Genomic DNA, 11,309 nt, shown 5'->3' with positions numbered 1-11,309 from the left:
TTCTTTTTTTGGGGCGGGCCCTCGCGTCGGTCCGACTTGCGTGCCGCTTTTCCCTGCGCCTCTCCTTTCGCCCTTGCGGGCGTCCGGGAAACCTCACCGGAGCACTCACCCTCAATGCCTCGCAGGGGCCTCAACGCCGCAGGGACCCTCCCGCGACCTCCGGGCTCGTGCTCGGGACGCACGGGCGTGCGAAGCGACCTCCCGCACGCCGTACAGTCCCCAAATCGACGCTGCGGGGAGGGTGCCTCAAGGCGTCTCAAAGCACTTCGATCGACGCATTTTGAGGTCTCTAAGCGATACTGCGTATAACATTTGATAAGAATAAAAAGAATGTCTTTTCCCGAAAAGGCGCCTTTTCGGGGTATGGCGCACCGATTTGGTGCGTTCGGCTTGGGAAGACGCTTCCGACGGGGGTGAATTCAGCTTACGCAAAAGTACGTAAGGAGAGCGTCCGATCCTTGGGTTTTCAGGGGGTGCATGCTCGAAAGCGGGCGGCCCGAGAGCCCCGGTGGCTTTCCCGCTCCGACGCACCGGAGCGCACGGGAACGGACGAGGATGCACCCGAACGGGTCGTGCCGTCCCGTATCGTCCGGCTCGGGCGGCGGCCGAGGGCTCTCACCCGATGCGGGTGAAAAGAGCCGCATAAAAAGCGGCGGGCAAAAAAAGGAGCCCGGTACCTTCCGGCCACCGGGCTGACGGAGTTTCGACGAGGCCGCATGCTTGCCGGAGAAAAGCGGGGAAAGCGCGCAGACGGCGCTTCTCCCGGTGCGTTTTCTTCGGCAGCCCCTCGGGGCTCTTCGTCGAAGGTTGCGCGCAACGCATGCGCGCAGAGAACACTCGGGGAAGAAGTGTAGGGAGCGCGAGGCGCGCGCCACATGCGAGAAAACGACAGGTCATATAGCGGATTGGTACAAACCCGAATCGGTCGATGCGGCCTAGGGTAAGTACCAGGTATGTGGATAAGGTTGCGCGTCGGCGCCTAGCCTTGGGGCTCGCACGGCAGAGGTTGCCGCATCTTGTGGAGGTGTAATTTTTTTGTGCAACGTCGCGCCCGCGCTTATCGGACCACCTCCTCACAAAGGAGGACGCGGTTCGGACGGCAACTTGCTATAGTGGAGGTCCTGCGGGTTGAATCCACCATTCATGGTGGATTGCTTGTATATGAAACACAATATATAGCAACTACCGCAGATTCTTGAAATTTTCAGAAGACGGGGAGCGCAATGGAAAATACGGTTCGACCGAAGCACCTTTTGAAGCGGGACGGCTCCGTGCGGGAATTCGACGTGGAAAAAATCGTCTCGGCCGTGGCGCGTGCCGGCAAGGCCACGCGGGAGTTCGACGCCGAGCGCGCCCGAGAGATCGTGGAGACGATCGTGATGAAGCGTCTCGGGGACGTGCGCTCCGGCCGGACGCTTCACGTCGAGGAGGTGCAGGATGCGGTCGAGCATGCGCTTTTCGAAGCGGGGTGCTTCACGACGCTGCGCGCCTACATCGTCTATCGCGAATCCCGCGCCAAGGTGCGCAACGCCAAGCAGAGCTGGGTGAACGTCGAAAGTTCCATCAACGAGTACCTCGATCAGATCGACTGGCGTGTCAACGCGAACGCCAACCAGGGCTATTCGTTGGGGGGGCTCATTCTGAACGTCTCCGGTAAGGTCGTGGCCAACTACTGGTTGAGTTACATCTACCCGCAGGAAGTCGGTCGCGCGCACCGCGAAGCGGACATCCACATCCACGATCTCGACATGCTTTCGGGCTACTGCGCGGGCTGGTCCCTGCGTACGCTCCTTCAGGAGGGCCTGAACGGCGTCGCGGGGAAGGTCGAAGCCAATCCCCCGAAGCACTTGTCGTCCGCGACGGGCCAGATCGTCAACTTCCTCGGCACGATGCAAAACGAATGGGCGGGCGCGCAGGCCTTTTCGTCCTTCGACACGTACCTCGCTCCCTACATCCGCAAGGACAACCTTCCCTACGAAGAAGTCCTTCAGTGCATTCAGGAGTTGATCTACAACCTCAACGTGCCTTCGCGCTGGGGGACGCAGACACCCTTTACGAACCTCACCTTCGACTGGACGTGCCCGGAAGACCTGAAGCCGCAGCGCCCGATCATCGGCGGCGAAGAAATGCCCTTCACGTACGGGGACCTTCAGGCCGAAATGGACATGATCAACCGCGCGTACATCGAAGTGATGATGAAGGGCGACGCGAAGGGACGCGTGTTCACGTTCCCGATCCCGACCTACAACATCACGCCCGACTTCGATTGGACGAGCGAAAACGCGACGCGCCTCTTCGACATGACGGCGCGCTACGGGTTGCCGTATTTCCAGAATTTCATCAATTCGGAATTGAAGCCGAACATGATCCGCTCGATGTGTTGCCGGTTGCAGCTCGACCTGCGGGAGTTGCTTAAGCGCGGCAACGGCCTTTTCGGCTCGGCCGAGCAAACCGGGTCGCTCGGTGTCGTGACCGTCAACTGCGCTCGCCTCGGGTACCTCTTCAAGGGGGACCGCGAGGGGCTCTTCGCGCGCCTCGACTACCTGCTTGATCTGGCGAAGACGAGCCTTGAAATCAAGCGCAAGGTCATCCAGCACCACATCGACCAGGGGCTCTTCCCCTATACGAAGCGCTACCTCGGGACGCTGCGCAACCATTTCTCGACGATCGGCGTCAACGGCATCAACGAAATGATCCGCAACTACACGGACGATGCCGAAGACATCACGACGGAAAAGGGGCACGCGTTCGCGCTCGAATTTCTCGATCACGTGCGTGCGCGGCTCGTCGCCTTCCAGGAAGAGACGGACCATATGTACAACCTTGAGGCCACCCCCGCCGAAGGAACGACCTACCGCTTCGCGAAAGAAGACCGCAAGCGTTTCCCCGACATTTTGCAGGCGGGTACGACCTCGAACCCCTACTACACGAACAGCTCGCAGCTTCCCGTCAACTTCACGGACGACCCCTTCGAGGCGCTCGAACGTCAGGACGACCTGCAGCGCAAGTATACGGGCGGCACGGTGTTGCACCTCTACATGAACGAGGCGCTCTCTTCGCCCGAGGCGTGCCGCGACCTCGTGCGCCGCGCGCTCACGCGCTTCCGTCTCCCCTACATCACCGTGACGCCCACGTTCTCGATCTGCCCGAAGCACGGGTACCTTTCCGGCCGCCACGACTTCTGCCCGAAGTGCGACGCGGAGCTGATCGCGAAGAAGCGCCGCGAAGCGCACGCCGAAGCGGCCAGCTGACCCCGTATGGTTAATCAACGAAGGAGCATGAAATGACTGAAACGACGAAAAACGAAACGCTCGAACTCAAGGATTCCGAACGCCAGCCCTGCGAAGTCTGGACCCGCGTGATGGGTTACCACCGCCCGGTGCAGAGCTTCAACATCGGCAAGAAGGGCGAATTCGAAGAGCGCGTCTGCTTTACCGAATCGAGCGCTCGCGCCCACGAAACGCACCGCGACGCGAAATGACGCATTGCGGATCGTGCGATTCGCGCGACGTCGCCCCGAGCCGCCCGGCCGGGGCGCTTCGCGTTGCGGGTATCACCCCCTTTACGACGATCGACTTCCCGGGAAAACTCTCGGCGGTCGTGTTCGTGCAGGGCTGCCCCTGGCGGTGCGCATACTGCCACAATCCCTGGATGCAGTCGCGCGACTTTGCGCCGGAGCTCGAACACGGCTCCTGGGAGGAGGTCGAGCGGCTTCTCGCCCGACGCCGCGGCCTTTTGGACGGCGTTGTCTTTTCGGGCGGCGAACCCACGATCGATCCGGCGCTTCCCGAAGCCGTGCGGCGCGTGCGGGAATGGGGCTTCGCGGCGGGGCTTCACACGGGAGGCGCTTATCCCGCGCGCCTCGCGGAGATTCTCCCCGATCTCGAGTGGGTGGGCCTCGACGTGAAAGCCTCGCCCGACGCGCCCGATAAGTTCGAGGCCGTTGTGGGCGCAAAGGGGGCGTACGCGCGCTTTCTCGACGCTTTTCGCCTCGTGCGCGACTCGGGCGTTCGCTTCGAATGCCGCACGACCGCGCATCCCGATTACCTCGCAAACGACGACCTCCTGCAACTTGCCCGCTGGCTCGAACGGGAAAAGGTCGAAAACTTCGCCCTTCAGATCTACCGACGTCCTCCGGGGCTGATCGCCCCCTTCGGCTCGGTCGGGGACGACTACCCTTCGGAAGAAGCCCGCGCGGCGCTGCGAGGGGCGGTGAAGCACTACGTCGAGCGGCGCAACTGAACGGTTCCCGCTTCCTCTCTCATTCCCTTCTCCCCCGCACGCCGACGATGCGTTCGAGTTCTCCGCCCGTCTTCGGACGTCGCGGAGGAGTCGCGCCGTGGCGCGCAATGACAAGCGATTGGCGTTCGCAGCTCTCGGCGCCGCAGTTACGCGGTCGGTAAAGTGTGGCCGTCGGACGACAAAAGCGAAAGACAACCGCGAAAGCGGAGCGACTTTCCCGAATTTGCCGTCGATCGCAGTCAGACCGGTTGAAAGCCAGTCGCCAACCGACGGGAGAAAACGCATCATGGAAGGAGGCTTTGGAACGATCGTCGCTCAGGGCGTCATGCTCGGGACGCTCTTTTTGATGATCACCGGCAAAACGCCGCTTTATCTCACCGCCATTATCGGCGCGTCGCTCTCGGCGACGATTGCGGGAATTCCGCTCACGGGCGAGGCGCCGCTCACGGTCGCAAAGCTCCTTGTTTCCGGGCTCAATCCGGTGCTCGTCGACATGACGGGGATTCTGCTTTTTATCGGCGTACTCAAATCGACGGGTTACCTTGACATCGTGGTGCGCGACGTCGTTCGGATCGGCGACCGACTCGGGGGCGGCGTGGGCGTAGCCGTCGCGGGCGGCCTCGCCGCGGGCTGCATCGGAGCGCTCACGGGTTTTACGCAGCCCGTGGTGACCGCGATCGTGACGGCGCCCGCCGCCGTGCGCCTCGGCGTGACGCCCAACAAAACGGCCGGGATCATCGCGCATGCCGGACACATCGGCAACCTGGCGGGCTTCACTCACCCGACCCAGGTAGCGATTCTTGCGACGGCCGGCGTCGGCTACGGACTCTTCAACGTGCTCGGGCTCGTCGTCGGTCTCTCGGTTTTCGCCGCCTCGGCCTGGAGAGCCTCTCGCGCCCTCCGGCTCTCGGGCTTTTCGGTCGACCCCGCCGCGCACGGTGCCGTGCTGCGCGAAATCGCCTCGCGTTCCCCGACCGATTCTTCCGTTCGGGCGTTTTTCCCGTTTCTCGTTCTCTGCGCGGGTTTTATTGCGGGGCTGCCCGTTTTCCTCGTGGGGGTGCTCGCCGCCGTGGTGACGATGCTCCTCTCGGGGGCGCCCGCCCGCAAGGCCGAAGCCGACATGATCCGGGGCGTCGGGCTTGTTGCCACGCCGCTCGTCGCCACGCTCGGGTTTCTCTTTTTGTCGAACGTCATTCGCGAAATCGGTCTCGTCGACGTGCTTGCGGGCATTGTCGAACCGCTCGTTTCGGCTGCGCCCGTGACGGTAATGTTTGCCGTAGCGTGCGTGACGGCTTTCGTGACTCAGTCCTACGGGGCGTCGGTGGCCGTGATCGTTCCTTTTCTCCAAATCGTGCTCGAGGCCGGAGCCGATCCTTTCGACGCGGCGTTTGCCGCGGCTTCCGGGGCGGCCGTCATCCAATGCTTCCTCACGGGCGGTCCCGTTGCGGCACTCTCGACCGTCGTGCCCGTGACGCCCGGGGCCGAGCTCAAGGAAGCCAATGCGTTTCAGCGCCCGTCGATTCTCTTCGGGACCGGCGTGGCACTGGCGATCACGATGGTGCTGACGCTTCTCTGAGGCCTGCGTGCCCGGTTGTTCGGTCGGATGTCGGTTCCGTCGGTCGAAAGCAAAACGTGTCTCCGGACGTCAGTCTCAGGGCTTTCCGTCAAGCGCTTTTTTTAGCGGAACATGGCAACGTGCCGCATAAGGAATGTCGGGTACGTATCCGGAGAAAGGGTGAGGGTGCGCCCGCGTCGGTTGCGGCGCGGAAGGTCCGAAAAGCCTGCGATGCGCGCGACAACGGCTTTTCAAGGCTCTCGCTTTCGATCGCCGACGCTGCGCGTGCGCGCCTTCGGCATTTCGTCGGGGGTGCGCCCCCAGGTCGGAGCGAACGCACGTCCTTCGTACGCGTCAAGAAAGTGCGTGGCGCGAAAAGACCATCGACTGGCGTCGATGAGCGGAGAGTTTTGCGGGGGATTTCGAAAGAATGGAAGGCATGACGAACGGTCGTCGCGCGGCGACGGCCTCCATCCGTTCAAAGGAGTTTCCCATCATGTCGGACACCACGAAAGCGACCCCGCCGCGGGAAGAGACCGCCCGCGACACGTCGAAAAAGCGTTTCAAGCTTCCGGATATTTACATCATTCTCGGAACCTTCATCCTCGTCATGGCGGCGCTCACGTACGTGATCCCCGCGGGCGAGTACGAGCGGCAGCTCGTCGAGACCGCCAAGGGCGTGCAGAACCTCGTCGTCTCCGGAACCTATAAGGAAATCGAACCCCATCCCGCGGGCTGGCTCGAAATCATCACGGCGATTCCGTACGGCTTTGAAAAGGCCTCGGGCGTCATCATCCTTACCTTCCTCGTCGGCGCCTGCATGGGGCTTTTGAAGCGTTGCGGCATCATCGACCTCGGGATCCAAAAACTCTCGGGTGCCGTGGGCGGTGCGACTACCTCGTCGCCCCCATGCTGATGGCGGCCGTCTCGATCGTGTCGGCCTTCATCGGCACGCCGGAACTGTCGCTCGCATACCTGCCCGTCTTTCTGCCGCTCTTTTACCGTCTGGGTTACGACGGCATGACCGCCACGGCCGTGGCGCTTCTCGGGCCCTGCATGGGGTTCATTTTCGGCATCACCGTCCCGGCGTCGGTGGGGATCGGTCAGCAGATCGCGCAGATTCCGATGTTCTCGGGTTCGGGCCTGCGCCTCGTCGTCCTCGTACTCGCCGTGGTCGTTTCAATCGTCTACGTTTCCTTCTATGCGGCGCGCATCAAGAAGGACCCGACGAAGAGCCTCTCCTTTGAAACCGACCGCGAGCTGCGCGAGAAGATCCTCAAAGAGGCGGGCGAAGACAAAGTCTTCACGAAGCGCCAGGTCGCAGCGGGCGCGGCCACCCTTGTCATGTTCCCGATTGTCATCGCGCTCATCCTGATGCTCAACCTCGGCTTTGAAGCGATCGGCGGGCTCTTCCTTTCGGTCGGGATCATCGCGGCCGCGATCGCCGGGAAGTCCGCCCAACAAATTTGCGACGACATCAACGCGGGGATGCACGACCTGATGGTCGGGGCGCTTCTGTGCGGCGTGGCCGCGTCGATCTCGGTCGTTATGGACAAGGGCCTCATCACCGATACGATCGTCTATTGGCTCGAAGGAGCGCTCTCTTCGACGCCGCCCGCGCTCACGGCCATCGCCGTCTTGTGGGAGCAGTCGATTTTCAATCTGCTCATCCCGGGCGCTACCGCACTCACCATTCTGACGATGCCGATTCTTTCGCCTCTAGGGACGCTTCTGGACATCTCGCAGCAGGCGATCGTCTCCGCAAACGCCTGGGGCGGGCAGCTGACCGACATTCTTTTCCCGACGTCGGGCTTTTTCATCGCCACGCTTGCGATCTCCAAGGTCGACTACTTCAAGTGGGTGCGCTTTTACGGGCCGCTCTTCGTGATTCTCGGGATCATGGCGTCGGCGGCGCTCTACCTGCAGCAGGTCTTCGACATCACGTTCTGAGCTCGTACATTCTCTCCTCGGCAAGGGCGTGCGCGCACGCCCTCAACTCCCTCGCGGACGGCCCGGCGGCCGTCCGTTTTTTCTTCCTTCCGGCGTGTCGTCAAATGACAGGAATAGTGTCGTTGCATGACTTGCGACGCCACGATCTTCGAATCATAGGTTGCGGGGTCAAATTCTTATTTCATAAAAATCAACGGTAAAAGCGTTGATCCGCAGTGTCGGTCGTCCTTTCTTGTGGCGTGAAATGACATGATATTGACGTCCGAAGCGTCGGATGAAGACACGTCGAGGCCTATAGTGAATTCAACGCGGCGGTGACCCGAAGGCCAACACCGCAGAAGACAACCCAATGGAAAAGGAGTTCATCATGCCCGGTTATCCTGCCGATTTGCTCTCGAATCGCTCGATCGTCAAGCGCGACAGCTTTGCGATCATCACGCCCGAAGGGCGTGTCATCAATACGATCCCCGGGATCGTCGACGCCAAGATGACGATCCTCTGCTCGCCCAAGATCGGTGCGGGCTTCGTTCAGTTGATCGGTACGCTCGGCGCGAACGCCCACACGACCATTCCCTACGCCAACCTCGCGCACGAAGAAAGCTTCATTTACGTCTTGGACGGCACGGTCGAACTCGAAGTCGCCGTGGGCGACGAAAAGCGCGTTCTCACGCAGGGCGGCTACGCCTATGCGCCCGCGGGCGTCGGCATCGGCTTCAAGAACGTCAACGGCGAAGAGGGTCGCATTCTCCTCTACAAGCAGCGCTACGTGCCGCACCCGGCCGGACTCGAACCCTACGCCGTCTTCGGCAACATCAACGATGTTCCCTTCCGCGACTACGACGGCATGGCCAACGTGCACGTCAAGGACTTCCTCCCGCTCGAAGAAGCCTTCGACATGAACATGCACATCCTTTCCTTCGATCCGGGCGCTTCCCACAACATCGTCGAAACGCACGTGCAGGAGCACGGCGCCTACATCTACGAGGGCGCGGGTACCTACAACCTCGACAACGAGTGGTACCTCACGAAGAAGGAAGACTTCCTCTGGATGGGCGCCTTCTCGCTGCAGGCGGGCTACGGCATCGGCCGCGAACCCTTCTCCTACATCTATTCGAAGGATTGCAACCGCGACGTTGAAATCTGACGACAGGGGCTCTGCCGGAGAGGTCTGCAATCCTCGGGACCTCTTCGGCGCGCCTCGAACCCCACCGACCTCACACGCAACTCTCTGACGCAAAGGAGAACCACCATGGCTCTTACCGCCGACTTCAAGGCCCGCGACATTCGCGAAGTGCTCGACGCCACCCACATGAAGGGCAAGAACATCACGTTCCTCGACGACTTCAGCCGCGACGAGATCCTCAACCTCTACCGCGCGGCCGAAATGCTCGAACCCTTCATGCGCACCGGCACCGATCTGCTGAAGGGCAAGGTCCTCTACACGCTCTTCTTCCAGCCCTCGACCCGCACCCGCTGCTCGCACGAAAACGCCATGCACCGCCTCGGCGGCTCCGTGATCACGGAAGCCGACCCGACGCACAACTCGTCCGTCGCGAAGAACGAATCCCTCGCCGACAGCCTCCGTGTGACGAGCGAATACGCCGACGTCATCGTGATGCGTCACCCGAACGACGTGGAAGCCCTCGGCGCCCTGAAGGAAATCGAAGGCCACTGCGCTCCGGTGATCTCGGGCGGCTACGGCCACGTGACGCACCCGACCCAGGGGCTGCTCGACTCCTACACCTGCTGGCGTGCTTTCGGCGACCTCTCGAAGACGACCGTCGCCATCGCCACCCCCGACCTCTCGCGTGCCCGCTCCGGTCAGTCCTTCGCCCTGGCGCTTGCCGCCATGGGTGCGAAGATCGTCTATACGGGCACGAGCGAACTGCGCACGCCCGAAATCGTTCGCCAGAAGCTCCAGAAGATGGGCGCGAACTTCGAAGAGCACTTCGACCTCACGATGAAGCAGAACGAAGAGCTCTACATGGATAAGGGCGTGGACCTCATTTATCTCCCGGGGTGCTCCGTCAAGAAGGACGACCCGAACCGAGCCGACTTCGAAAAGAAGATGGCCAACTACTACGTCTCGCTCGACATGCTTCGCAACATCAAGGCGAAGACCGGCAAGACCGTGGGCGTTCATCACTCGCTGCCGCGCAATCCCGGCGAATTCGACTTCGGCATCGACAACACCGAGCACCAGCTCTACTTCCGTGCGATCGGCTTCTCGGTGGCGCTTCGCATGGCGCTCCTTTCCGCCGTCGTCGGCGTGAACTGAGTCGCTTGAGGCCCGGCTGAAAGGAATGCGGGGGACCGCCGCGCGCTTCGAGGTGCAACGGGACGGTCCTCCGTTTTCACGAGAAAGATTTTTCGATTCACGAGAAGGAATTCATCATGCGTATCGTCATCGCTCTCGGCGGCAACGCGCTTTTGAAGCGCGGCGAACCGATGCTCGCCGAAACCCAGCGCGCCAACGTTCGTCTGGCCGCCGAACAGATCGCCAAGGCTTACGAAGGGAACGAACTCATCGTCACCCACGGCAACGGCCCCCAGGTCGGCCTGATCGCGCTTCAGAACGACGCGTACAAAGCGGTTCCGATGTACCCGCTCGACGTGCTCGGCGCCGAATCGATCGGGATGATCGGCTACCTCATCCAGCAGGAGCTCGTCAACTTCGTGCCGAAGAGCGCCACGCTCGCTACGGTCCTCACTCAGACCGAAGTCGACCCGAAGGACCCTGCGTTTGCGCACCCGACGAAGCCCGTGGGCCCGGTCTACACGAAGGAAGAGGCCGAAGCGCTCGCCGCGAAGAACGGCTGGACGATCGCGCCCGACAACGACAAGTACCGCCGTGTCGTGCCGAGCCCGGATCCGAAGCGCATCTGGGGGCTCGATCCCCTGAAGACCCTCGTTCGGAACGGCCACATCGTCGTGTGCTGCGGCGGTGGCGGCATCCCGACCTACTTCGACGAGGCGGGCAACCTCGTGGGCGCCGAAGCCGTGATCGACAAGGACCTCGCGTCGTCGCTCCTTGCTTCGAGCGTCGAAGCGGACGTCTTCATCATCGCGACCGACGTTGACGGCGTCTACGTCGACTGGGGCAAGCCCACGCAGCGCCGCATCGTCGAAGCCGATCCCGAGAGCCTGCGCGCCATGGACTTCGCGAAGGGCTCCATGGGCCCGAAGGTCGAAGCCGCCTGCCGTTTTGTCGAACGCTGCGGCAAGACCGCCGTGATCGGCGCTCTGCACGAAATCGACAAGATCCTGAAGGGCGAAGCCGGCACGCGCGTCGTCGCTCAAAAAGGCGTGAAGTACGACGCCTGACGAACGACGTTGGAAGCATGTCCGAGGGACGTCGGTCGTTTTCGTCCCTCGGCCGCTGCCGCCTGCGCCTCTCCCGAGCGCACGTCTCGGGAGAGGCGCCTCCCGACGAACCCCAAGCACGACGACGGAAAAATTCGCGCGCAGACTGCAAGGCTCTTTTGCGTACAATGTTCGCGGCTCTCGGCCCGATTCTCGGGGAAAGAGCCGGAAAAGGAGGACCTTTCAGCGTGCCCGCAAC

General features: G+C 62.2%; 9 protein-coding genes. All 9 read left to right on the top strand.

Annotated elements, in window-relative coordinates:
- Window positions 1–1,223: 1,223 nt before the first annotated feature.
- The 9 genes from S6FBBBH3_RS08955 to arcC all read left to right on the top strand — a co-directional run bounded on the left by S6FBBBH3_RS08955 (window position 1,224) and on the right by arcC (window position 11,071).
- On the top strand, window positions 1,224–3,251 hold the full coding sequence (locus S6FBBBH3_RS08955; RefSeq protein WP_120177420.1) for a ribonucleoside triphosphate reductase: 2,028 nt from the start codon (window positions 1,224–1,226) through the stop codon (window positions 3,249–3,251).
- Window positions 3,252–3,283: 32 nt separating this feature from the next.
- A complete protein-coding gene (nrdD, locus tag S6FBBBH3_RS11360; RefSeq protein ID WP_120177419.1) occupies window positions 3,284–3,481 on the top strand; it encodes an anaerobic ribonucleoside-triphosphate reductase in 198 nt (65 codons plus the stop codon).
- Window positions 3,478–4,242, top strand: coding sequence for an anaerobic ribonucleoside-triphosphate reductase activating protein (locus S6FBBBH3_RS08945; protein WP_120177418.1), 765 nt, complete (start codon window positions 3,478–3,480; stop codon window positions 4,240–4,242). The genes nrdD and S6FBBBH3_RS08945 overlap by 4 nt, the downstream gene beginning before the upstream one ends.
- 286 nt (window positions 4,243–4,528) lie before the next feature.
- Window positions 4,529–5,818, top strand: a complete 1,290-nt coding sequence (locus tag S6FBBBH3_RS08940; protein WP_120177417.1) for a citrate transporter — start codon at window positions 4,529–4,531, stop codon at window positions 5,816–5,818.
- A gap of 475 nt (window positions 5,819–6,293) precedes the next feature.
- A complete protein-coding gene (locus S6FBBBH3_RS11355) occupies window positions 6,294–6,713 on the top strand; it encodes a hypothetical protein (protein ID WP_269460461.1) in 420 nt (139 codons plus the stop codon).
- Complete coding sequence (locus S6FBBBH3_RS08935; RefSeq protein WP_269460460.1) at window positions 6,707–7,747, top strand: YfcC family protein; 1,041 nt, start codon at window positions 6,707–6,709, stop codon at window positions 7,745–7,747. Before S6FBBBH3_RS11355 ends, S6FBBBH3_RS08935 begins: the two co-directional genes overlap by 7 nt.
- A 367-nt stretch (window positions 7,748–8,114) precedes the next feature.
- The gene (gene allE, locus S6FBBBH3_RS08930) at window positions 8,115–8,891 is read left to right on the top strand and encodes a (S)-ureidoglycine aminohydrolase (protein WP_120177884.1); all 777 of its coding nucleotides are present in this window, start codon (window positions 8,115–8,117) and stop codon (window positions 8,889–8,891) included.
- A 105-nt stretch (window positions 8,892–8,996) separates the two neighbouring features.
- Window positions 8,997–10,025 carry an aspartate/ornithine carbamoyltransferase family protein gene (locus S6FBBBH3_RS08925; protein WP_120177416.1) on the top strand — a complete coding sequence of 343 codons (1,029 nt, stop codon included), beginning with the start codon at window positions 8,997–8,999 and terminating at the stop codon, window positions 10,023–10,025.
- A 116-nt stretch (window positions 10,026–10,141) separates the two neighbouring features.
- Window positions 10,142–11,071: a carbamate kinase gene (gene arcC / locus S6FBBBH3_RS08920; RefSeq protein WP_120177415.1), complete on the top strand. Its 930-nt coding sequence runs from the start codon at window positions 10,142–10,144 to the stop codon at window positions 11,069–11,071.
- The last annotated feature ends 238 nt before the right edge of the window (window positions 11,072–11,309 follow it).

The organism is Sutterella megalosphaeroides, assembly GCF_003609995.1.
Taxonomy (GTDB): domain Bacteria; phylum Pseudomonadota; class Gammaproteobacteria; order Burkholderiales; family Burkholderiaceae_F; genus Sutterella; species Sutterella megalosphaeroides.
Note: the sequence above shows the minus strand (reverse complement) of the source record. Positions and strands in the feature narration are given on the sequence as shown.

Bases quoted from the DNA above. Each gene is read 5' to 3' on its own strand.
- S6FBBBH3_RS08955 (WP_120177420.1), top strand. From the start codon at position 1,224: ATGGAAAATACGGTTCGACCGAAGCACCTTTTGAAGCGGGACGGCTCC.
- nrdD (WP_120177419.1), top strand. From the start codon at position 3,284: ATGACTGAAACGACGAAAAACGAAACGCTCGAACTCAAGGATTCCGAA.
- S6FBBBH3_RS08945 (WP_120177418.1), top strand. From the start codon at position 3,478: ATGACGCATTGCGGATCGTGCGATTCGCGCGACGTCGCCCCGAGCCGC.
- S6FBBBH3_RS08940 (WP_120177417.1), top strand. From the start codon at position 4,529: ATGGAAGGAGGCTTTGGAACGATCGTCGCTCAGGGCGTCATGCTCGGG.
- S6FBBBH3_RS11355 (WP_269460461.1), top strand. From the start codon at position 6,294: ATGTCGGACACCACGAAAGCGACCCCGCCGCGGGAAGAGACCGCCCGC.
- S6FBBBH3_RS08935 (WP_269460460.1), top strand. From the start codon at position 6,707: ATGCTGATGGCGGCCGTCTCGATCGTGTCGGCCTTCATCGGCACGCCG.
- allE (WP_120177884.1), top strand. From the start codon at position 8,115: ATGCCCGGTTATCCTGCCGATTTGCTCTCGAATCGCTCGATCGTCAAG.
- S6FBBBH3_RS08925 (WP_120177416.1), top strand. From the start codon at position 8,997: ATGGCTCTTACCGCCGACTTCAAGGCCCGCGACATTCGCGAAGTGCTC.
- arcC (WP_120177415.1), top strand. From the start codon at position 10,142: ATGCGTATCGTCATCGCTCTCGGCGGCAACGCGCTTTTGAAGCGCGGC.